Below are 21,315 nucleotides of genomic sequence, written 5' to 3' on the forward strand. Positions count from 1 at the left end.
TAATGTGTTATCGCGCTCCCAAATCATCGTAAGAAGATTGTAGAATCGCTTTCCCCAGTTCTGTGCGTCGTGCGTTCGGAGCTGGGGATTCTATTAATGCCTTGCCGGAGTTGTTGTCTATCAGGGTGACGCCGGTACTGTCGCAGAAGGCAAAGCCGTTGTTGTAGGTGTAGTAGGCAAAGGGGTATTTGTAATCCTTGCCCAGCACGTTGCGGCTGAAGTTGAATTCTTTGTGGCTGAGTCCCAGCTGTGCCAGCAGGGTAGCGGCCATGTCGCTTTGGTTCATCAGCTTGTCGATGACCCTGGGTTGCTTTACGGCACCGCCCAGCCAGAGCATCGGGATGTGATGGATGCGCGGGTCGTGCACCAGTCCCTCTTCCGGATAATAGAAGCCATGGTCCGGCAGGCAGACAATGAGCAGGTTCTTCCATTGTGGAAGCGCCTTGAGCTTGTCGATGAATTTTCCCAGGCAGTCGTCCGTAAAGGCGAAGGCATTGGGAATCTTCTCGTTCAGGCGATGGTAAGGCACCTCGAAAGGTTCGTGGCTGCTGAGAGTCAGAAAGGCCGTGTGCCAAGGCTGGTTGCCTGTGCGTGCCTTTATCTGTTGGTAGAGATATTCAAAAGTGATGTCATCGTTCACTCCCCATGGATTCTGTCGCTCCTCCAGACTGAAATCCACATCGGCCGTGAGATGCTGGTAACCACTGCTTAACAGGTAGCTCTTCATGTTGGTAAAGTTGATGTCACCCCCGTACAGAAAGTCGGTGGCATAACCTTGCTCCCGCAGCTTCCCGGCAATGGAAGGCAGCGTACGGCTCTTGGCCGGTGACTTCATGACCGACACGGTAGGGAAACTCTGGTAGCCGCTGAAGGTGCAGACCGTGCCCCGGTCGGTGCGGAAACTGTTGGCGTAACAGTTCGTGAAAAAGACTCCCTCCTTGCTCAGCCGTTCCAGGTTGGGGCTGACATCCGGGAGACCTCCCAGCGATTCCACAAACACCCCTCCGAAGCTCTCCATCAGGACAATCAGTACGTTGGGGCGTTGCGTGTTCAGCAGGGATACCGTGTTTTCTCCGGTGTCGGTATACAATCCGTCGAACAGGCTGGCCCGTTTTTCCTCGTCAAAGAAATTGAACTGCTGGGCGAAATCGGTCGTCTTGCTGATGGACGACAGCAGGCTGAAATCCGGATTGACCGCCGAGTGGTTCAGGAACTCGTTGTCGCAGAAATACGCCTGTCCTACGTTACTGGTAGATTCGGTGACACCGCCTCGGATGATGATGAAGAGGATACCTCCCAGCAGAATCGTGACCAGACTGCCTGTGAGACGTTTGCGGACCTGCGGCACTTGGGGGAGTTGGGCTGGCGTCATTTTATACAGTCCCCACGTGAGCAGGGCCGACAATATCAGGATACATAGCACCCGTATCAGGATGAAACCGACCGACACACTGGCCATGGCATTTTTCGGAGAGTCCAGATAGAGGAAGATGGAGGCATCGAGCTTGAATCCCCAGAACGGATACAGGGCCATGTCGCCGATGAAGACGAGGGTGGTAGCCAGTGCAATCAGCGCATAGTAGCCCACGAGGAGCTTTCGCAGCGGGAAACGGCGGAACCAGATACTCACCAGGATAATCAGCCAAGGGAGAGCGGTGAGATAACCCGTGGTGGCTGCATCGAGGGTAAAGCCGTGATACAGCACTTTCAGGTAGTCCACGAAGGATACCCCTTTCTCGCAAGCTCCGTTGTAGAGCATGAACACTGGTTTCTGAAGCAGGAAATAGCCTAAAATAGCGGCAAAAATACATCCCAGGTAAGCAAGTCTCTTTTTCATCTGTCTAGGTCTGATTATTTACGTCCGAAATCGGCGGGGACTTCCCCCCATGATTCTGTTTCCCATTTGCGCAAGGGAGTGGTGTAGGTGTTTTCCTTCAGCCATTTCTCTGCCCGTTCAATCAGCTGGAACAGGGTTTCGGTCTTGGCATTGCGTTCCAGTTTGGTCTTGCATTTCTTCTGTTTCACCCACAGGAGGGCGTTGCGGCTGTCGGAGTAGAGAGGCATGTCCAGCTGCTTCTGTTTAAGAAGGGCCAGCCCATGTACGATGGCCAGAAACTCTCCTATGTTGTTGGTGCCATACACCGGTCCGAAATGGAAAATCTCCTGTCCGGTAAGCAGATACACTCCACGGTATTCCATGGGGCCGGGGTTTCCACTGCAGGCCGCATCTACTGCCAGGCAGTTCAGGTCGAAATTTTCCGGAAGCTGTTTGGCGGAAGGTTCTTTGGGAGCCGAAGTCCGGTGGCGTTGCAGGTACACGTGTGCCGGAGTGGCAAAAGCCTGTGCGGCTTCTTCTTCTGTGTCGAATGATTTATAGATGGCTCCTTTGTATCCTTGGATTTGCAGCCGGCATTCAGTCCAGGAAGCATACACCCCCGGATTCACACCCTTCCACACTACATAGAATTTTTGTTTCGCCATAAAAAGATAAGGAGGTTAAAAAAGTCGGGTGGCTCCCTCGCCACCCGCTATTTTCAAATGAATTACATGCGTTCAGGCACTTCGATGCCCAGCAAGCCCATGGCCAGCTTGACAATCTTTCCTACGTTCTGACTCAATGCCAGACGGAAAATCTTCACAGCCTCGTTCTCTTCACGCAGAATACTGAAATCGTGATAGAACTGGTTGTATTCCTTCACCAGGTCGTAGGCATAGTTGGCCAGGATAGACGGGTTGTAGTCCGTCCCCGCCTGTTTTACCACGTTGGGGAAGTCGGCCAGCATCTGAATCAGTGCTTCTTCCTTGGTGCTCAGTTCGATACCTTCCGGAATCGCAGCCGGAATCTGTATACCGGCTTCTGCGGCCTTGCGGAGGATAGACTGGATACGTGCGTAAGTGTACTGGATGAACGGTCCCGTATTTCCGTTGAAGTCGATGGATTCCTTCGGGTTGAATGTCATGTTCTTGCGGGCATCCACTTTCAGGATGAAATACTTCAAGGCACCCAGTCCCACGATACGGGCGATGTCATCGGCCTCTTCCTTCGTCAGTCCGTCCAGTTTGCCCAGTTCGCTGCTGGTTTCCTTGGCCGTTTCAATCATGGCTTCCATCAGGTCGTCCGCATCGACTACGGTACCTTCGCGGCTCTTCATCTTACCTTCTGGCAGTTCCACCATACCGTAGGAGAAGTGAACCAAGTCCTTGCCCCATTCGAAGCCCAGCTTGTCGAGCAGGATAGACAACACCTGGAAGTGATAGTTCTGTTCGTTACCTACCACGTAAATCATCTTGTTGATGGGATAATCCTGGAAGCGCAGCTTGGCTGTACCGATGTCCTGTGTCATGTAGACCGAAGTACCGTCTGCACGGAGCAGCAGTTTCTGGTCCAGTCCTTCCGGAGTGAGGTCAGCCCATACAGAGCCGTCTTCCTTGCGGTAGAAGAGTCCTTTTTCCAGTCCTTCCAATACCTTGGCCTTTCCTTCCAGGTAAGTCTGTGATTCGTAATATATCTTGTCGAAGCTGACGCCCATCATCTTGTACGTCTCATCAAAGCCGGCATATACCCAGTCGTTCATCTTCTTCCAGAGCGCGCGTACTTCCGGGTCGTTGGCTTCCCATTTGCGGAGCATCTCGCGGGCTTCCAGCATCAGCGGAGAGTTGGCTTCTGCCTGAGCCTTGGCTTCTTCCTCGTTCATGCCTTCCGCTTCATACTTTGCCATCAGTTCTTTCACTTCCGCCTTGTAGTGCTTGTCGAACGCCACGTAGTAATCGCCAATCAGGTGGTCACCCTTCTTTCCGGAGGATTCCGGAGTCTCGCCGTTGCCATATTTCAGCCAAGCCAGCATGGACTTGCAGATATGGATACCGCGGTCGTTTACAATGTTGGTTTTCACCACCTTGTTGCCGTTGGCCGCCATGATGTTGGCCAGGGCGTTACCCAGCAGGTTGTTGCGCACGTGTCCCAGGTGGAGCGGTTTGTTGGTGTTCGGAGAAGAATATTCAATCATCACCAGCGGCGCATTGTCGGCAGCTTTCTGGATACCCCATTGACTGTCCGCCTGGATGCGGTTCAGCAAGTCAATCCATACGCTCGAAGCGATGGTCAGGTTCAGGAATCCCTTGATTACGTTGTAGCTGGCAATGGCAGGCTCATGCTGCTTCAGGTACTCTCCAATTTCCTGTGCGGTCTGTTCCGGACCTTTCTTGGACATTTTCAGGAAAGGGAAGACAACCAGTGTGAGGTGGCCTTCAAACTCTTTCTTGGTCTTCTGCAGCTGTACCATCTTGGCGGGAACTTCCTGCCCGTACAACTCCTTCACGCCGTTGATTACGGACGCCGTCAGTTTATCTTCTATTTTCATGCGTGTATGTAGTTTTATGATAATCCGTTCAATGGCGCAAAGATAGTGAATTTATTTCGTTCTTCCGACAGGGTGTTTCTTCTATTTGTGTTTTGTATTATTGTATCAGTTTGCTGCGTCCGTACCGTGACACGATGAATCCATAGTGCTCTCATAGGTACATTGTCGGGGGAATCAGGCGTCCGGCTCTTCCTTGGTGGGAGGAAGGTTTTGTGAATCCTTTTTCCAGGTCGAGGGAGAACAGCCTTCCTTTATCTTGAATTGCTTGCTGAAGTGGGCAAGGTCGGCAAAGCCTACCTGCTCGGCTACCTCGGCCAGACTGATGTCCGGATTACTGCGTATCCGGAGTTTGGCTTCTTCAATCCGCAATCCGTTAATCCATCCGTTGAAGTTTGTGTGGAAGGTTTCGTTGATGAAGTTTGAAAGGTATGTACGGTTGACGCCTATTTCCTTGCTTATGTCCTGAATGGTAAGGCTGGGATGAAGATAACTTTTGTCGGCCATCCATTCATTCAGTTTCTCTTCTATCTTTTCATAGTTCCATTTGTAGCTCTTTTTTGTCTGCAGCGCAGAAGAAGGAGTGGAAGAAGGTTGTTGCGTTTCTGGCTCCTCTTGTTGTTTCACTAGCGGGAAATCGGCTATGAAGATACCATAGTTATGATATTGCAGGGCGAACACGATGTAGAATATGGTGTAAATGCCTGTGAATATCAGTTGGCTGATGAAGTGGGGATAGATATTTATAATCACGGAGAGAGCGAAGACGGCACACAATCCGATAAGAAGCGGGTGTACTCTCTTTTTTAAATAAGGCATACGATCAGGGTGTACCTGTACCCAACGTTTGGAGATACGAAGATACACATGGACATAGAGGAACAACAGGCTGACGTAGCAGGTCATAAGTATATAGTAAAAAATACTTCCTGTTTGTCCGTCCATGCCAAAATAATAAATCAGGTTGGCAGCAGCCAGCAGAAGTGTATAAATCAACTGCCGCCGCAGGAAGCCCTCCAGCCTGTGCCCTATATATATAGGGAAGGTGATGGCCCAAAGAAACAGCAGGGCCTGGATGGGGGCCAGGCTCTGGATAAAGAAGGCTTTCAGTGTCTCATGATAATTTTCAGTAGAGAATGCAATGCCCAATGAGGTCACGCCTACCAGTGCGTAGGCTGCTTCTACATAAATCCGGCTCTGTTTGCTGCGGGTGCTCATTTCTCCTTTCGGTACTCTGGAGAAGTGGAGAAAAAGGGCGAGCAGCAAATTACTGATGCCGGAGAATGTTTCCATAGTAAAAAAAACTTTGTCCATGACTTGTTGTTTTTCGTTTGTAGTAGCGAAACCAATTAAGTCCTTGTTGGATTAGCTCCTTACTCCCGTCTTGCTTGTCAGAATATATACAAAGGCTCCATTTATCTTTTCGCAAAGTAAATTTAATAAATAGACAACTCTTTTTTTGTCGTTTTTTTGTTAATATTTACTATTGACAAAGAATGAATAGTTATCCGATGGATTTTCGTGACTATTCAGGCAAAAAAATTGCTATGACAATGGCGCAAGAACTTGTCATTCAATAAAATTATTCTACATTTTTTCTCCAGACGGAAGGAGATACTCCCTCATGCAGCTTGAATTGCTTGCTGAAATGAGCCAAATCGGTGAAACCGATTCGTTCGGCTATTTCCGACAAGTTACGCTTGGGAGACTGCTTGATGAGTATCTTAGCTTCTTCTATGCGTAGACGATTAATCCACAAGTTAAAATTCACCCCATACGTGGTGTTGATGTGATTGGACAGATAAGTTCTGTTGATTCCAATAATTTTGCTTAACTGGATGATGGTTACTCGAGCGTTTAAAAAACCCTTTTTTTCAATCCATTCTGCCAGTCTGTCTTTGATTACTTCATTCTTTTTCATAGTTTCTATTTTTCCTCGAAAGTAAGAAGTTTTAAAATTTTATGGAAAGACAAAATGTCCGATTTGGGAATATTTGTCTGTATCCAGTGATTAAGTGGTTAAAAATATATACTATCCGGTCTTTAATTTACTGATAGATTAATGTGGAAAGATAATCCTCGGCCAGTACTTCATTGGCTATATCGAGCAATTGGGAGGTGGTGAGGCTTTCAATCCGTTTAAATACCTCCTCTTTTTCCTCGTAGGTCTGGTAGTGGAGGAAGCATTTTCCCATGTTGAGAGCATTGTTCTCAAAGTTGTCGCCAGCCACTCCTATCTGTCCGATAATTTGCTTCTGGGCCGCATGGAGCTGCAAGCTTGTCAGCGACTTGTCGCGAATCCTTTTGAGTTCTTTATGCACCAGCGAAATGCAACGTGCCGTATCGTGCGGGTCGCAGCCAAAGTAGATGCAGAACGTACCGGTGTCTGTGTAGGAGGTGAGGTTCGACTCTACATTGTAGACCAGGCCTTTTTTCTCGCGCAGGGAAACGTTGAGTCGGCTGTTCATGCCAGGGCCTCCCAGGATATTGTTGAGCAGGTAAAGTCCTGTACGTCGTTCGTCGTAAGCATGATAGCCCCTTCCTCCTATCATGACGTGTGCCTGATGGGTGTCCTTGTGAAGTGTCAGCTGACGGGGGCGGTAGGCGGCAGGCTGTGTACGCAGCTGTTTTTCTCCATTAAAGAGAGGAAGGTCTGCCGTGACCTTTTCCAACGTGCGGATGACTTTGGAGAAGGGAATATCGCCTTGCACAAAGAATATCATGTTTTGAGGCTGGTAGTGCCTGTGTACGAAACGCTGGGCATCTTCGCTGGTGAACTGGCGGAGCAGTTCAGGGTTGCCAAGAATATTTCGTCCCAACGGATGGTCGGGAAAGATTAATTCTTCGAAATCGTCGAAAATGAGTTCAGCCGGACTGTCCTCGTAACTTTGTATCTCATCAATGATGACTTCCACTTCTCTTTCTATCTCGTTTGAAGGAAACAGGCTGTGAAACACGATGTCGGCCAGCAGCTCTGCCGCCCGGTCGAAATGTTCTTTCAGAAAGGCGCTGTAGATGACGGTTTCCTCCTTGTTGGTATATGCGTTCAGGTCGCCTCCCACATTTTCCATGCGGTTCAGAATATGCCAGGCCTTTCGTTTCCGGGTTCCTTTAAAAATCAGGTGTTCCACGAAATGGGCCATCCCTTGTTCCTGCGGCAGCTCATCACGTGTACCCGTGTCGATGGCAAAGCCACAATAGGCCACATTGGTAGGGCTTGTGGTGTGGATAATCCGCAGTCCGCTGGGGAGGGTGAAAGTTGAATATGCCATATATCAGGGGTGTAATTTTTATTTTGGCGCAAATTTACAATAAATACTTATTGCCTTTCCTCAAAAAATGCAGATATTTGCACCAAAGGATATTTAAAACTAATATATGAATAAAATTGCAGTCTTTTGTTCAGCTTCGGATGCCATTGCTCCCGTGTTTATGGAGAAGGCAAAAGAACTGGGAACATGGATGGGGCAGCATCGTAAATGGTTAGTTTACGGAGGTTCCAATACCGGACTGATGGAGGTCCTGGCGAAAAGTGCGAAGGAAAACGGTGCCATGATTATGGGTGTGGTACCCACGAAACTGGAAGAGCATGGAAGAGTGAGCGATTTGCTCGATGTGACGTTTCATTCGGTGAACCTGAGCGACCGGAAAGACATCATGGTGCAGGAGGCGGAGGTCATGGTGGCTTTGCCTGGCGGAATAGGTACATTGGACGAGGTGTTCCATGTAATGGCTTCATGCAGCATCGGCTATCATGACAAGCGGGTAATCTTTTATAATATCGATGGTTTCTGGAATGACATCTTAGGCTTTATGAAGCGGCTGGAGGAACAGCATTTTGCACATCGTCCCTTAAAGAATTATTTCGAGGTGGCAAATACGTTCGACGAGCTGACTCGGTTGTTGGAATAAAATTATCATTTAATCATACTCTATATGAACTCATCAATTAAAGAATTGTTACAGCGTGAGGCTCAGGCTGTGTTGAATATCCCGGTGACCGACGGGTACGAGAAGGCGGTACAGCTGATTGTGGAACAGGTGCATGAAAAGGGGGGAAAGCTGGTGACAAGTGGAATGGGAAAGGCAGGGCAGATTGCCATGAACATAGCTACGACTTTTTGTTCTACCGGTATTCCGGCCGTGTTCCTGCATCCGAGTGAGGCGCAGCATGGCGACTTGGGTATCTTGCAGAAGAATGACTTGCTGCTGCTGATTTCCAATTCAGGAAAGACCCGGGAGATTGTGGAACTCACGGACTTGGCGGCGCGGCTGGACCCTACGCTGAAGAAAATCGTCATTACGGGAAACCCGGACAGTCCGCTGGCTGAGGCGGCTGATATCTGCTTGGCTACAGGGCATCCCGACGAGGTGTGCCTGTTGGGAATGACGCCTACCACTTCGACCACAGTCATGACTGTGATAGGAGATATTCTGGTAGTGGAAACAATGCGCAAGACAGGCTTTACCATCGAGGAGTACAGTAAGCGCCATCATGGAGGTTACTTGGGAGAGCGTTCCCGTGCTTTGAGCAAGTAAAGCGGAAGATTCATACAATAAAAAACGTGACAGCACTGCTGCCACGTTTTTTTATTGCGCCACGTTTCTCAGGTGAGCTTATACTCTTCCGGATAATAGACGAAGTCGATGATGGCTTTTTCGTAATCAAACAGCTCTTCGGGTTTGAAGAAACGGGCAATTTCTTCGGCGGCTGTTTTGGGCGAATCGGAGGTGTGGACGATATTTTCCTGCGAACTGACGCAGTAATCTCCGCGGATGGTGCCTGGCACGGCTACCCGTCCGTTGGTGGCTCCAGTCATGGAGCGTACCACTTGGATGGCGTCGACTCCCTCATAGCAGCATACGATAACGGGACACGCCATCATGGAGGCTTTCACGCGGGGAAAGAAAGGTTTTCCTGCCAGGTGGGCATAATGTTCGTTGAGCAGGTCTTCTGTGAGCTGCATCATTTTCATGCCTGCTAGGCGCAGGCCTTTCCGTTCAAACCGATGGGTGATTTCTCCGATAAGCCCGCGCTGTACGGCACTGGGCTTGAGAATGACTAATGTTCTTTCCAGACTCATAGTTCGTGTATTTTAAGGTGATACAAAGATTTCTTTACGTCCTCAAATATAACGAAAAATGGACAGGTGTCCTCAAAAACCTTTATTTTTTTGTGAGAAATCATTTGTGGCCTAAGGGGATGATGCCCAAATGGATGGCTTTGAGCACGAGGTCGACAGCATTTTTGGCTTCCAGCTTGCTCATGAGGCTTTTCCGGTGTGATTCGATGGTATTGCCCGACACATGGAGGAGGTTGGCAATCTCCCTGGTGTTGTATCCTTTGGCGATGGCCTGCAGCACTTCCATTTCTCTCAGCGTGAGCTGTTCCTTGAGCTGTTCGTCTGTGTGTAGACGGTTCAGGATGGTCCGGAACCGCTTGCAGAGGTATTGCCCGCCTTTCAGGATGGTTTGGATGGCCAAGGTCAGTTCGTGGATGTCGGCCGATTTGAGTATGGCTCCGCTGATGGGCGTTTGGCTGAGTCTTTTCAATATCCAGATTTCTTCGTGCATGGTATTGATCAGGATGCGGGCTTCCGGATATTTCTGCCGTATTTGTCCTATCAGGTCGAATCCGTTGGCATCGGGCAGTTCTACGTCGAGCACATACAGGTCGAAAGGTTGCGTGCGTATCAGGAGCAGGGCTTCCGCGCCCGAAGAGGCTGTGTACACTTTGTCTATCTCGGGCATTTGTGTGATAACGTGTCGGATGCCTTGTAGTATCAGGGTATGGTCGTCGACCAATAGTATGTTTGCTTTTGCGCTTGTCATGCAGGGTGTTTTTTATGCTGCAAAGAAAAAAATATTCATTGAAAAGAATCTCACTGAAAACCGTGATTTTTCCCGTGAAGGCGTACACGGATCTGCATGCTTATTCCTCCGTCTCTGTTCTCTATTTTGTAGTTTCCCCCGATGGTTTTCAGCCGGTCGTGGATGGTCCGCAGCCCGATTCCTTTGGTGGTTTCCGCCTGCTGGTTCCATTGTCCGTCGTGCCGAACATCGATGGCCAGTTCCTCGTCGTGCTCGTCCAGTGCAATGTGGATGAGGCTTGCATGGGCATGCTTCAGGATATTTCCAGTGGTTTCCTGCATGATACGGTATATTTCATATCCGACGTGTTCCGGAATATGTGCCCATTTTGTTTGCGGTCCAGGCACGTAGTGTATGATGACTCCTGAAACTTCCTGCATCTTGGAGAAGTAGTCGGCCAGCATCTCGTTCAGGTTGGTGAACTGGAAGTTGGGGGGCATCAGTTCGTGGGAAATGGCCCGTACGCCGCTCCGTATTTCTTCCAGGGTGCGGAGGGTGGATGTTTTCAGTGCGTCGGGTGAGGTCTGTTGCTGTATTTGCAGGATGGCCCCCAGCAGGTCGTTGCACACCCCGTCGTGCAGGTCCTTGGCCAGCCGTTTGCGCTCATTCTCCAGCCCTTCGATGTATTGCCGGGCGGCAATCAGCTCTGTTTCCTTTTTCTGTAGTCTCCGTTTGTAGAGGAGGATGGAGATGGCTACCAGCAGCAGGAGGATGACGCTGCTGAAATAAACGGTGTTTCGCAGACGGATTTCCTTTTCTTGTGCCTGTCCTTTTTCCAATCGGGCTATTTTCAGTTCTTTATCGCTAATCCGGAGTTTCTCGTTCAGTTCCGACAGTTCGTCCTTGATTTTTCCATTGAAGATGGAATCCTGATACACACATACGTCCTGCAGGTACTGGTAGGCTTTCTGGTAGTTGCCTAGCCCTTCGTAGTTACGGGCCAGGAGGGTGTGGAACTTGTCATAGGGCACCTGTGTCTGAATCAATGGATTGCCGGTCAGTATCTGGAGACTTTTCTGATATTCCCCTATCCATTGGTAGAGGCTGGCTTGTATGCTGTAGAACTCAAGGGCGGTCGGGCTGTTCCGGGGAATTTTCCGGATGAGCTCCTCTCCTTTCCGTAAAACAGTCCGGACGGAATCCTTTTTGTTCCATGACTGATAGGTGCTGAGTAAGGGGCAGAGGGAACCCATGGCCAGCAGGGGCTGCTGGATTTCCAACGCTTTGCGGATGTTGGCCTTGAGAATCTGGCAGGCTTCGGCGTATCTCCCCAGTCTGCTGTAGCTGCCTCCTACGAGGCTGTTGGCATAGAGTTCCATCAGCACGTCGTGGGCTTTCCGGGCATATTCAGCCGACAGGAGGCCCTGGGTCAATGCCTCTTCATATCGTTTGTGGAGATGATAGAGCACACCAATGTTATAGTAGGTGGAAGACACGTCTTCTGGTTTTCCGGCTTTTTTGCAGAAGTCAATGGCACGGTTATAATGATATATGGCGGAATCGAACATCCCCAGTTTGCGGTAGCAGACACCGATGGAAGATTCCACGACTCCTTCCAGGTCGTATGCTCTTTTCTTGAGTTTGCGGGCGTGCGTGGCTACTGTTTTGAACGTTTCTTTGGCCTGCTCCATTTTTCCCTCCATGAACCAGTAGTTGGCCAAGGAGTTAATCAGCTGCAGGTAACCTTCCTCCTCGAAAGCAGGCTGGGGGTAGAGGGCAAGCCCTTTCTGTAGGTATCTGTAGGATGAATCGTGGTTCAGGGTCTCATATTCAGCCCCTAATGACTGGTATAGTTCGGTCAGTCTTTCCCGGGTGGCCCTCTGTTTTTCGGCAGCTTGTATCTCCCGTTTCAGGCTGTCGATGGTGGCTGTTTCTGTTTGTGCGTGCGGGTGCGCAGCGATTCCTAGCAGGATTAGGAATAGAAGAAATGTCTTTTTCATGGGGCGTGTATTGGTGATTTGCCTAAAATAACCTTTTTTGTTGGAATATACAACTTGTCGGTAAAAAATAGACAAAGTGGGAGAGATTTGTTTGGGTTGGGGAAAAGGGAACTGTAGGATTTTAAAATGAGTGGAACCGTGATAGCAGCTTTTTCTTGTGCTTTAGGGAGACTTGCAGCTCTTCTACGGAATGAAAAGGGGCAGACAGCAGGCAGTGCCGGTCTTGAATTATTTGTAGATAGTGCAAGTTTATCACATAAGATTGGTGAATTTGGACAAAGGTCTCATTGTAACTGCATAAGTTTTCGGCGCGCAAATTTCCTCTGAGGCGTATGAAAGAGCCGTCCCTCAGTGCCACTTCCCAACTTTTTTGGGTAGAATTATACCGGAAGTAGCCAATGTCGTTCGGACGTAACACACGCAGGTTGCCTGTAACGGTGTGAATGAGTAGAGGCTTTCTAAGTCTCAGGTCGGACAGTTTTCTTAAATGCTCCAAAGCTGTTTTATATCGTTGGATGTGGATGGATTCCATTCGCTATGATATTTGTATGTCTAGCAAATATAGCGGGTTTGACAAGAGAGAAAAACACGGGAAACCGTGATTTGTATTTTTAGGTACAAAGGAGTCCTCCTCGATAGGGAAGCTACTGATAAGAATTCGGACAATGCTGTTTCCCTTTGTCTTATTGGGGGATATGGGCGAGAGGCTGCAGTTGGCGGAGGTTTATCCAGCCCAGTTCTCACGGTCCAGATTACGATAGCTGATGGCTTCGGCCAGATGTTCCGGACGGATGGTAGCACAGCCTTCCAGGTCGGCGATGGTGCGCGATACTTTCAGAATGCGGTCGTAGGCCCGGGCAGACAGGTTCAGTCGGTGCATGGCATTTCGTAAGAGTTCCAAACCGGCAGTGTCAGGCTGGGCGTAACGGTGCAGGAGTCCCGGTGTCATCTGGGCGTTGCTGTAGATACCGGGTTGGTCGGCAAAGCGTTGGGCCTGTATCTGCCGGGCACGGATTACCCGTTCGCGGATGGCGGCACTGCTTTCTCCCGGCGTGTTTCTGGCTATTTCCTCGAAAGGGACGGGGACAATCTCTACCTGTATGTCGATACGGTCGAGCAGGGGGCCTGAAATCTTGTTTAAGTAGCGTTGCACCTGTCCCGGACTGCACACACAGGGGCGTGTCGGATGGTTGTAATAGCCGCAGGGACAAGGATTCATAGAGGCTATCAGCTGGAAATTGGCAGGATATTCCAAGGCGTATTTCGCCCGGGAGATGGTGATTCGATGGTCTTCGAGTGGCTGACGGAGCACTTCCAGCACACTTCGGCTGAATTCGGGAAGTTCATCGAGGAATAACACCCCGTTGTGTGCCAGGCTGATCTCACCAGGTTGAGGCGTGGCACCTCCGCCTACCATGGCTACCTGCGAGATAGTGTGGTGCGGACTGCGGAACGGGCGGGTGGCAATGAGGGAGGAGCCTTTCTTCAGTTTCCCAGCCACTGAATGGATTTTGGTGGTTTCCAGACTTTCTCCCAGTGAAAGGGGCGGAAGGATGCTGGGCAGGCGTTTGGCCATCATGGATTTTCCACTGCCAGGGGCGCCGATGAGCAGTACGTTGTGTCCTCCGGCAGCGGCTACCTCGAGAGCCCGTTTCACGTTTTCCTGTCCTTTCACTTCTGCAAAGTCGAAGGGGAATGTGGATTGATGCTTATAAAACTCTTCGCGTGTGTGGACGACTGTGGGTTGTAGTGTCTGGCCGCCGTTCAGAAAATCGATGACTTCCGTAATTTTTTCTGCACCGTATACGTCCAGATTGTTTACGACGGCTGCTTCCGATGCGTTCTGTTGCGGGAGAATGAGGCCTTTGAATCCTTGCTGGCGTGCAGCGATAGCGATGGGAAGAGCACCTTTAATCGGTTGCAGGCTTCCGTCCAGACTCAGTTCTCCAATAATCAGATAATCTGCCAGGTGTTCAGTCGCTATGGTTTCGTTGGCCGCCAGGATTCCGATGGCCAAGGGAAGGTCGTAAGAGGCTCCTTCTTTCCGGATGTCTGCCGGTGCCATATTGACCACAATCTGGCGGGTCGGGAATTTGTATCCGTTTACTTGCAGGGCCGAGACAATCCGTTCATGGCTTTCCTTTACGGCTGAATCGGGGAGCCCCACCAGATAAAACTTTATGCCGCGTGAGCAGTTTACTTCAATGGTGACAATGGTGGCGTCAATGCCTTGTACTGCGGCGCCGAAGAGTTTGACTAGCATTTAAGGTCGGTTTTAAAGGAGGTTTTATTTTGTTTTCTTATCTTCCGCCGCCAAGGCTTCCAGTTTATCCTTGAGTTCATTGCCATAGAGGTTGCATCCTAGGATTTTCCGGTTCCGGTCTATCAGGACGTTGAAAGGAAGGTCATGCACTTGTAGCTGTTTGATAATCGGATTATCCCATCCTTTGTAGTCACAGACTTCAATCCATTGCTCGCTGTCTTTTTCCGTATGGTCCAGCCATTCCGTTTTCTGGTAATCCAAGGAGAAATTGACAACCCTGAGGTCTTTTTTCAGCGTGGTTTGACATAAAGCGTACAAAGAATCTTTACGGTTCAGGCTCTCCGGATTCCAGCTCGCCCAAAAGTTGAGGAGTGAATATTGTTTCTGATTGCTGCCGCTCCATGACAGGTATTCACCATCTCTTTTCTTTATGGAGATATAGTTCAGGTAGGTTGGATTGCTTTTCTCTTTGTCGGGTATCTTTTGCAGCACTTCACTTAATATCCGGCAATCCTTTATTTTTCCGGTGAGCGGCTCTGAGAGTTTTGCCAGAAGAGTCAGGTCCGGATTTTCCGTTTGGCTGAAATATTGCCACAAGATATAGGCAGAAGCGTAGGATTGCGGGTGGCTCTGAATAAATGTTTCCGCCTGTTGTCTGATTTGTGTCGGGTTGGTGAGTGTCTGAATCGCCTGCCGGAACTCCTGATATTCATCGTTGGGACCGTTCCCTTTGATTTCCGGACGGGCAAAGCTGCCCTTTATGGAAACTTCCCATCCTTTGTCGGCAAATACGGGAATAGATTTTCCTGAATCATTGACCAGGCGGAACAGGTTCAGCGTATCGGGGGTAAACGTATAAGTGAACTTGCCATCTCTTGGATAGATGGTGTCCAGTCGGGCTTCTGGATCGTCGAATACGACCAGTATCATGTCGGAGGTAAAACCGTTTAGTTCGCCTTTCAGTTCAAATTCCTTGCTTTGTTGGCAGGAGTCCAAGCAGAACAGGAGGTACGCGGAAAAGAGAAGCAGGTATAACTTTTTCATAAACTGAATTTTATTTCTGCGAAAATACAATTTTTCATTTTATAATCTTACAAGTTCCCTACATTCTTTCCCGAAAGTGCATAAAAAAACCGGAATCACGCGGGGTGACTCCGGTTTTAATCAGTAATTTATCGGATTACTTTATTTCGTTTGCATATTTTGCAAATTCACGGTCGTTCTGAGCTTTAGCAGCCAAAGTAGCATCCTGCTGTTTTACTTTGTCCATGCTGCTCTTAACCAAGTCAGCGTTGTTGGTTCTAGCACCTACAATTGCCATCAGGTAGTTAGTGTAAGCGTCCGGATTCTTCACTGCAGACAGAGTAGATTTAGCTTTGTTGTAATCCTTAGCCAGGATCTGAGCCAAAGCAGCTGAGTTTGTCTTCGTGTCACCGAATGCCTGTACGGCACGGTCATACTGACCTTGTTTGATGTACAAGTTACCCAGAGCTTCGTTAGCAGTGTTTGCACCTGTTGATTTGCTCAGGTAAGTTTCAGCGTCAGCTACGTTACCCTTAGTCAGTGCAATCAAACCAAGGTTAGTGTTCACTTCAGCAGCGTTAGCGCTCTTGCTGGCAGCCTGTTTGAAGTAGTTTTCAGCAGCAGCCAAGTCACCGTTAGCATAAGCCATCATACCCAGGTTGTTGTAAGCACGATAGTCGTTCGGATACAATTCTACAGTTTTCTTGTAGATAGCTTCCTTACGTGCGTTATCGTTAGTCAGAGTAGCAGCATACAGCAATTCATCGTTGCTCAATACTTTTGCGTCAGTATCGAATGCAGCGTTGATTTCTTCGTCGCTACGTCCGATTACATCGTAGTTGGCAGTCAAGCGAGCACGACGCAACTGCGGCAGGATTTCGTCAGCCAAAGTTTTGTAAACTGAAGAAATGTTCTTGATTTCAGTTTCGCGCTGTTCAGGATCGCTGTACATAGAAAGCACACGCAAGATCAGGTCTTTATCCTGGATGTTTGATTTAGAAACCAATTCCTGGAATCCGTCCCAGTCCTGAGCTGTGTATTTAGCATCTACTTCAGTTTCAATCTTACCTTTCTTCAGCTGCTGGTTCATATACTTTTCAGTATTGTTCTGACGGTTTTCAGCCAGTGTAGTGTTCAGTTTTACACCACCATCAGGTGAAGCGTAAGCAGAAATTTCGATGTTGTTCAGTTTGTAGTTCTTAGTGTCACCGGCTACAGCAACCACCTGTTTGTGGAATGCTTTCAAGCTGTCTGACTTCAGTTCGCTGGCACGCAGGTTAGCTTGCTGGATCAAGAACATGATCTGAGCTTCCTTAGCCTGTTTGATGATACGCTGGAATGCATCCGGAGCGTAAGCAGCGTTAGCTGAGTTTACAGTCGGAAGTTCTGAAGTAGCGATTACACCGTCGGCAATCTTTACAGAAGGAATAGTGTATTCTTTTTTACCTTTCTTAATTTTGAAATCCAAGTAAAGTTCAGACTTAGCCATTTCAGGAACATAGTCGAAAACGGCTTTCATAGTATAAGTACCACCAGTCTTGTAAGAGATAGTCTGGTCGTTACCTTGTACTTTTTCACCCTGGAATGTAGCCGGCTGGCCTTTAGCTTCACCGCCTTCCCATCTCAAAACCGGAGTAACTTCAACAGTTGCGTTTTTCTTGAAGTATTTTTCCGGGAATTTTCCTGTAATGGTTACAGGCACCTTACCACCAATAGCTTCCAACACTTCAGGGTTGGTTGTGAAGTAGTCAGGAGACAATTCGCCCATCTTGCTACATGAAGAGAAAGCAAGGACTAACAATGCCACTAACGGCAAATACAACTTCTTAATCATGATGTTAAATATTTAGTTTGTATAAATGAATAATTCTATTCATATTTGGGGGCAAAGATAAGAAAAACTCTATTATGTGTTAATCATTGTCTGCTTTTTTTTGAAGATTCATTGGGAAAAAAGCTTAAAAAATGGGGATTTTATTCATTTTTGTGTAAATTACGCGGGTGATGTTCCAGAATTTCCTGTCGCAGGCGGCTGCGGTCAAGGTGGGTGTAGATTTCCGTGGTGCCGATGCTCTCATGTCCGAGCATGCATTGTATGGCCCGCAGGTTGGCTCCTCCCTCCAGCAGATGGGTGGCAAACGAGTGTCGGAAAGTGTGGGGGCTGATGGCCTTTTTCAAGCCGGTTTGTGCGGCCAGTTCCTTGATGATATGAAACACCATGATGCGCGAGATGTTCTTCCCGAACCGGCTGATGAACACAAAGTCCTCGTATCCCGGTTTGATGAGTCCTTGGTTTCGGTCGGTAAAATAGAGCTGCAGTTCGTGGATGGCCCGTGGGGAAATCGGTACCAGCCGTTGCTTGCTTCCCTTTCCTTCCACCCGGATAAACTTTTCTTTCAAGTACAGGTCCGAAAGCTTGAGGTTGCACAGTTCCGATACACGCAGTCCGCAGCTGTAGAGCGTTTCCAAAATGGCCCGGTTGCGCTGTCCTTCGCGTGAGCTGCGGTCGATAGCCCCGATCAGGCTGTCAATCTCTTCCACGCTCAGCACGTCGGGCAGATGCTTGCCAATCTGTGGTGATTCCAATAACTCGGAAGGGTCTTGTGCGATGTAATCGTCGAGCACCAGAAAACGGAAAAAAGAGCGGATGCCCGACAGGATTCGGGCTTGCGAGCGGGGATGGATGCCGATGTCGCGGAGTCCGGCTGAAAAGGTTTCCAGATTTTCCAGCGTCACGTCGGTGAAGTCAATGCCCTCCAGTTCCAGAAAGGCCAACAGCTTGTCCAGATCCGTGAGATAAGCATCTACGGTATTGGCTGAGAGCGACTTTTCCAGCTTCAAGTATTGCTTATACTTTATTATTATGTTTTTTTTATCGGCCTTTTTCATTTCTTTTTCGTATCTTTGCGCCAAATTCTTCTACAAAAGTATTAAAAGTTCAGCAGAAGTAAACAGATGAAAATACAAATAATCAATGGCCCGAACATTAATCTGTTAGGCAAACGAGAGCCTTCCATTTATGGAGCCGAATCTTTTGAAAGTTATCTGGAAAAATTGAAAGAACGGTATCCGTCGATTGAGTTTGCGTATTACCAGTCGAATGTAGAAGGGGAACTGATCAACAAAATTCATGAAGTAGGCTTTTCATACGACGGTATAGTGCTGAATGCAGGTGCCTACACCCATACTTCCATCGCTTTGCAGGATGCCATCCGTGCCGTGACCACTCCAGTCGTGGAGGTTCACATCTCGAATGTGCACAAACGGGAAGAGTTTCGTCATAAATCCATGATTTCCTGTGCCTGTGTAGGCGTTATCTGCGGATTCGGCCTGGATTCCTATCGTCTGGCCGTAGAATCCTTTTTAGTAGACAACAACAAATTATAGTATATTTATTATGATGCTTAAACAAACAAAGATCGTTGCGTCCATCTCGGACTTGCGCTGCGAAGTAGATTTTATCAGAGACCTTTTTAATGCAGGTATGAACGTGGTACGTATGAACACCGCACATGCCAGCCGTGAAGGTTTCGAAAAGTTGATTAATAATGTGCGTACCGTTTCCAACCGTATCGGTATCCTGATGGATACAAAGGGACCGGAAGTACGTACCACGGCCAGTGCAGAAGGCCCGATTGATTTCAAGACCGGTGAAAAAGTACGTATTGTAGGCAATCCGGAACAGGAAACCACTCATGAGTGCATTTCGGTGACTTATCCGGGATTTGTACACGATTTGTCTGTAGGCGCTGACGTGCTGATGGACGACGGCGAACTGGAACTGAAGGTTATCGACAAGAACGAAGATACGCTTTTCTGTGAAGTCTGCAACGACGCGACTTTGGGAAGCCGCAAGAGTGTGAATGTGCCGGGCGTGCGCATCAACCTGCCTTCTCTGACAGAAAAAGACCGCAACAATATCCTTTATGCCATCGAAAAGGACATCGACTTCATCGCTCACTCTTTCGTGCGCAACCGTCAGGATGTATTGGACATCCGTGAGATTCTGGATGCACACCACAGCGACATCAAGATTATCGCCAAGATTGAGAACCAGGAAGGTGTGGACAACATCGACGAAATCCTGGAAGTGGCCGACGGTGTGATGGTAGCCCGTGGCGACCTGGGTATCGAAGTGCCGCAGGAACGTATCCCGGGTATCCAGCGTATCCTGATTAAGAAATGTATCCTGGCCAAGAAGCCGGTTATCGTGGCTACGCAGATGCTGCACACGATGATTAACAACCCGCGTCCGACCCGTGCCGAGGTAACCGATATCGCCAATGCCATCTACTACCGTACCGATGCCCTGATGCTGAGTGGTGAAACAGCTTACGGTAAGTATCCGGTAGAAGCCGTGAAGACCATGGCGAAGATTGCGGCTCAGGCAGAAAAAGACAAAATGGAAGAAAACGATATTCCTATTCCTTTGACTCCGGCCAATACCGATGTGACGAGCTTCCTGGCCAAGCAGGCGGTACGTGCTACGAACCTGATGCCGATTCGTGCCATCATTACCGACAGCTTCAGCGGTCTGACTGCCCGCAACCTGGCTGCGTTCCGCGGCAAATATCCGGTGCTGGCCATCTGCTACAAAGAAAAGACCATGCGTCACTTGGCGCTGTCATACGGTGTGGAAGCAATCTATATGCCGGAAAAGGCCAACGGACAGGAATACTACTTCACTGCCCTGCGCAAGCTGATTAACGACGGTGTGCTGGCCGAAAATGAAATGGTGGCTTACTTGAGCGGTGGCAAACAGGGAACTCATACTTCTTTCCTGGAAATCAATCAGGTGGGCGACGTGCTGAAAAGCGAAGAAGAATACGTGTTGCCCAACCGTAACCGTTACTTGTAATCATGAAAGAGACAGACGCGCTCGATGAATACATTCTTCAGCATATCGACGAAGAAAGTGACTACCTGAAAGCGCTGTACCGGGCGACGCACGTGAAACTCCTGCGTCCCCGTATGGCTTCGGGCCACTTGCAGGGAAGAATGCTGAAGATGTTCGTGCAGATGATACGTCCGAAGCAGGTGCTTGAGATAGGTACTTACAGCGGATATTCTGCGCTTTGTCTGGCAGAAGGTCTGGAAGACGGAGCAATGCTCCACACTTTCGAGATCAACGACGAGCAGGAAGACTTCACCCGTCCATGGCTGGAAAATTCTCCGTATGCCGATAAAATCCGGTTTTATATCGGAGATGCCTTGCAGATGGTGCCCGATATGGACGTTGTGTTCGACTTGGCCTTTGTCGACGGAAACAAGCGTTTCTATGTGGAATACTACGAGATGATTCTGCAGAAGATGCATTCCGGCGGCTACATCATTGCCGACAACACCCTGTGGGACGGGCATGTGCTCGAAGAACCGCACCACACCGACACGCAGACCATCGGCATCAAGAAATTCAACGACCTGGTGGCTGCCGACCCACGGGTGGAGAAAGTCATCCTGCCCTTGCGCGACGGTCTGACTATCATACGTAAAAAATAAAGAAGTAATATGGAAACAACCAGACAAAACAAGATTGCCCGCCTCATTCAGAAGGAACTGAGCGAGATTTTCCTTTTGCAGACCAAGTCCATGCCGGGCGTGCTGGTTTCGGTCAGCATTGTCCGCATCAGTCCCGATATGAGTTACGCGCGTGTATATCTGAGCGTCTTCCCTTCGGAGAGAAGTGAAGAAATCGTGAAGAACATCAATGCCAACATGAAGTCCATCCGCTTTGAACTCGGCAACCGGGTGCGCCATCAGCTGCGTATCATTCCGGAACTGAAGTTCTTTGTGGACGATTCGCTGGATTACGCGGAGAAGATTGACGAATTGTTGAAGAAATAACCACATGTAAAAGACC

At 48.9% G+C, this 21,315-nt stretch carries 20 protein-coding genes; 6 read left to right on the plus strand and 14 right to left on the minus strand.

Annotated features, from left to right (window positions below; translation table 11 throughout):
* Window positions 1-7: 7 nt before the first annotated feature.
* From BQ7480_RS01470 to BQ7480_RS01495, 6 genes are all read right to left on the minus strand, one after another.
* Entirely contained in the window at window positions 8-1,837 is a 1,830-nt protein-coding gene (locus tag BQ7480_RS01470) for an LTA synthase family protein (RefSeq protein WP_072541429.1), read from the minus strand.
* Between the two features lie 14 nt (window positions 1,838-1,851).
* Complete coding sequence (locus BQ7480_RS01475; protein WP_072541430.1) at window positions 1,852-2,481, minus strand: ribonuclease H1 domain-containing protein; 630 nt, start codon at window positions 2,479-2,481, stop codon at window positions 1,852-1,854.
* Between the two features lie 62 nt (window positions 2,482-2,543).
* Entirely contained in the window at window positions 2,544-4,361 is a 1,818-nt protein-coding gene (gene argS, locus BQ7480_RS01480) for an arginine--tRNA ligase (protein WP_072541431.1), read from the minus strand.
* A 174-nt stretch (window positions 4,362-4,535) separates the two neighbouring features.
* The gene (locus BQ7480_RS18080; RefSeq protein ID WP_235816618.1) at window positions 4,536-5,672 is read right to left on the minus strand and encodes a helix-turn-helix domain-containing protein; all 1,137 of its coding nucleotides are present in this window, start codon (window positions 5,670-5,672) and stop codon (window positions 4,536-4,538) included.
* A 268-nt stretch (window positions 5,673-5,940) separates the two neighbouring features.
* Complete coding sequence (locus BQ7480_RS01490; protein ID WP_072541432.1) at window positions 5,941-6,279, minus strand: helix-turn-helix domain-containing protein; 339 nt, start codon at window positions 6,277-6,279, stop codon at window positions 5,941-5,943.
* A 127-nt stretch (window positions 6,280-6,406) separates the two neighbouring features.
* Complete coding sequence (locus BQ7480_RS01495) at window positions 6,407-7,630, minus strand: M16 family metallopeptidase (RefSeq protein WP_072541433.1); 1,224 nt, start codon at window positions 7,628-7,630, stop codon at window positions 6,407-6,409.
* Between the two features lie 106 nt (window positions 7,631-7,736).
* On the opposite strand from BQ7480_RS01495, the gene BQ7480_RS01500 reads away from it, so the two are divergent.
* Window positions 7,737-8,270 carry an LOG family protein gene (locus BQ7480_RS01500; protein ID WP_072541434.1) on the plus strand — a complete coding sequence of 178 codons (534 nt, stop codon included), beginning with the start codon at window positions 7,737-7,739 and terminating at the stop codon, window positions 8,268-8,270.
* A gap of 24 nt (window positions 8,271-8,294) precedes the next feature.
* Window positions 8,295-8,897, plus strand: a complete 603-nt coding sequence (locus BQ7480_RS01505) for an SIS domain-containing protein (protein ID WP_072541435.1) — start codon at window positions 8,295-8,297, stop codon at window positions 8,895-8,897.
* A 68-nt stretch (window positions 8,898-8,965) separates the two neighbouring features.
* On the opposite strand, the gene ndk is transcribed toward BQ7480_RS01505, so the two are convergent.
* The 8 genes from ndk to xerD all read right to left on the minus strand — a co-directional run bounded on the left by ndk (window position 8,966) and on the right by xerD (window position 18,344).
* The gene (gene ndk, locus BQ7480_RS01510; protein WP_072541436.1) at window positions 8,966-9,442 is read right to left on the minus strand and encodes a nucleoside-diphosphate kinase; all 477 of its coding nucleotides are present in this window, start codon (window positions 9,440-9,442) and stop codon (window positions 8,966-8,968) included.
* A 100-nt stretch (window positions 9,443-9,542) separates the two neighbouring features.
* Window positions 9,543-10,190, minus strand: coding sequence for a response regulator (locus BQ7480_RS01515; protein WP_072541437.1), 648 nt, complete (start codon window positions 10,188-10,190; stop codon window positions 9,543-9,545).
* Window positions 10,191-10,240: 50 nt separating this feature from the next.
* Window positions 10,241-12,169, minus strand: a complete 1,929-nt coding sequence (locus tag BQ7480_RS01520; RefSeq protein ID WP_072541438.1) for a tetratricopeptide repeat-containing sensor histidine kinase — start codon at window positions 12,167-12,169, stop codon at window positions 10,241-10,243.
* A 121-nt stretch (window positions 12,170-12,290) separates the two neighbouring features.
* Entirely contained in the window at window positions 12,291-12,701 is a 411-nt protein-coding gene (locus BQ7480_RS18345) for a LytTR family transcriptional regulator DNA-binding domain-containing protein (RefSeq protein WP_072541439.1), read from the minus strand.
* A 192-nt stretch (window positions 12,702-12,893) separates the two neighbouring features.
* On the minus strand, window positions 12,894-14,432 hold the full coding sequence (locus tag BQ7480_RS01530; RefSeq protein ID WP_072541440.1) for a YifB family Mg chelatase-like AAA ATPase: 1,539 nt from the start codon (window positions 14,430-14,432) through the stop codon (window positions 12,894-12,896).
* 24 nt (window positions 14,433-14,456) lie between these two features.
* The gene (locus BQ7480_RS01535) at window positions 14,457-15,476 is read right to left on the minus strand and encodes a DUF4369 domain-containing protein (protein WP_072541441.1); all 1,020 of its coding nucleotides are present in this window, start codon (window positions 15,474-15,476) and stop codon (window positions 14,457-14,459) included.
* A 136-nt stretch (window positions 15,477-15,612) separates the two neighbouring features.
* The gene (locus tag BQ7480_RS01540) at window positions 15,613-17,289 is read right to left on the minus strand and encodes a tetratricopeptide repeat protein (protein ID WP_072541442.1); all 1,677 of its coding nucleotides are present in this window, start codon (window positions 17,287-17,289) and stop codon (window positions 15,613-15,615) included.
* A gap of 140 nt (window positions 17,290-17,429) precedes the next feature.
* Entirely contained in the window at window positions 17,430-18,344 is a 915-nt protein-coding gene (gene xerD, locus BQ7480_RS01545) for a site-specific tyrosine recombinase XerD (RefSeq protein WP_072541443.1), read from the minus strand.
* Between the two features lie 66 nt (window positions 18,345-18,410).
* Between xerD and aroQ the strand changes: the two genes are divergently transcribed.
* Genes aroQ through rbfA form a run of 4 tightly spaced genes read left to right on the plus strand, consistent with a single transcriptional unit; the run spans window position 18,411 to window position 21,299 of the window.
* Window positions 18,411-18,842, plus strand: coding sequence for a type II 3-dehydroquinate dehydratase (aroQ, locus tag BQ7480_RS01550; RefSeq protein WP_072541444.1), 432 nt, complete (start codon window positions 18,411-18,413; stop codon window positions 18,840-18,842).
* A 10-nt stretch (window positions 18,843-18,852) separates the two neighbouring features.
* Window positions 18,853-20,313, plus strand: a complete 1,461-nt coding sequence (gene pyk, locus BQ7480_RS01555) for a pyruvate kinase (RefSeq protein WP_072541445.1) — start codon at window positions 18,853-18,855, stop codon at window positions 20,311-20,313.
* Between the two features lie 2 nt (window positions 20,314-20,315).
* The gene (locus tag BQ7480_RS01560) at window positions 20,316-20,954 is read left to right on the plus strand and encodes an O-methyltransferase (RefSeq protein ID WP_072541446.1); all 639 of its coding nucleotides are present in this window, start codon (window positions 20,316-20,318) and stop codon (window positions 20,952-20,954) included.
* A gap of 9 nt (window positions 20,955-20,963) precedes the next feature.
* A complete protein-coding gene (gene rbfA / locus BQ7480_RS01565) occupies window positions 20,964-21,299 on the plus strand; it encodes a 30S ribosome-binding factor RbfA (protein WP_022053011.1) in 336 nt (111 codons plus the stop codon).
* Window positions 21,300-21,315 lie beyond the last annotated feature (16 nt).

The sequence above is a fragment of the Bacteroides mediterraneensis genome (assembly GCF_900128455.1).
In the GTDB taxonomy this organism is placed as follows: domain Bacteria; phylum Bacteroidota; class Bacteroidia; order Bacteroidales; family Bacteroidaceae; genus Phocaeicola; species Phocaeicola mediterraneensis.

Bases quoted from the DNA above. Each gene is read 5' to 3' on its own strand.
- BQ7480_RS01495 (WP_072541433.1), bottom strand. From the start codon at position 7,630: ATGGCATATTCAACTTTCACCCTCCCCAGCGGACTGCGGATTATCCAC.
- BQ7480_RS01475 (WP_072541430.1), bottom strand. From the start codon at position 2,481: ATGGCGAAACAAAAATTCTATGTAGTGTGGAAGGGTGTGAATCCGGGG.
- BQ7480_RS01535 (WP_072541441.1), bottom strand. From the start codon at position 15,476: ATGAAAAAGTTATACCTGCTTCTCTTTTCCGCGTACCTCCTGTTCTGC.
- pyk (WP_072541445.1), top strand. From the start codon at position 18,853: ATGATGCTTAAACAAACAAAGATCGTTGCGTCCATCTCGGACTTGCGC.
- BQ7480_RS01540 (WP_072541442.1), bottom strand. From the start codon at position 17,289: ATGATTAAGAAGTTGTATTTGCCGTTAGTGGCATTGTTAGTCCTTGCT.
- BQ7480_RS01505 (WP_072541435.1), top strand. From the start codon at position 8,295: ATGAACTCATCAATTAAAGAATTGTTACAGCGTGAGGCTCAGGCTGTG.
- aroQ (WP_072541444.1), top strand. From the start codon at position 18,411: ATGAAAATACAAATAATCAATGGCCCGAACATTAATCTGTTAGGCAAA.
- BQ7480_RS01490 (WP_072541432.1), bottom strand. From the start codon at position 6,279: ATGAAAAAGAATGAAGTAATCAAAGACAGACTGGCAGAATGGATTGAA.
- BQ7480_RS18080 (WP_235816618.1), bottom strand. From the start codon at position 5,672: ATGGACAAAGTTTTTTTTACTATGGAAACATTCTCCGGCATCAGTAAT.
- xerD (WP_072541443.1), bottom strand. From the start codon at position 18,344: ATGAAAAAGGCCGATAAAAAAAACATAATAATAAAGTATAAGCAATAC.
- BQ7480_RS18345 (WP_072541439.1), bottom strand. From the start codon at position 12,701: ATGGAATCCATCCACATCCAACGATATAAAACAGCTTTGGAGCATTTA.
- ndk (WP_072541436.1), bottom strand. From the start codon at position 9,442: ATGAGTCTGGAAAGAACATTAGTCATTCTCAAGCCCAGTGCCGTACAG.
- BQ7480_RS01560 (WP_072541446.1), top strand. From the start codon at position 20,316: ATGAAAGAGACAGACGCGCTCGATGAATACATTCTTCAGCATATCGAC.
- BQ7480_RS01500 (WP_072541434.1), top strand. From the start codon at position 7,737: ATGAATAAAATTGCAGTCTTTTGTTCAGCTTCGGATGCCATTGCTCCC.
- BQ7480_RS01470 (WP_072541429.1), bottom strand. From the start codon at position 1,837: ATGAAAAAGAGACTTGCTTACCTGGGATGTATTTTTGCCGCTATTTTA.
- BQ7480_RS01520 (WP_072541438.1), bottom strand. From the start codon at position 12,169: ATGAAAAAGACATTTCTTCTATTCCTAATCCTGCTAGGAATCGCTGCG.
- BQ7480_RS01530 (WP_072541440.1), bottom strand. From the start codon at position 14,432: ATGCTAGTCAAACTCTTCGGCGCCGCAGTACAAGGCATTGACGCCACC.
- rbfA (WP_022053011.1), top strand. From the start codon at position 20,964: ATGGAAACAACCAGACAAAACAAGATTGCCCGCCTCATTCAGAAGGAA.
- argS (WP_072541431.1), bottom strand. From the start codon at position 4,361: ATGAAAATAGAAGATAAACTGACGGCGTCCGTAATCAACGGCGTGAAG.
- BQ7480_RS01515 (WP_072541437.1), bottom strand. From the start codon at position 10,190: ATGACAAGCGCAAAAGCAAACATACTATTGGTCGACGACCATACCCTG.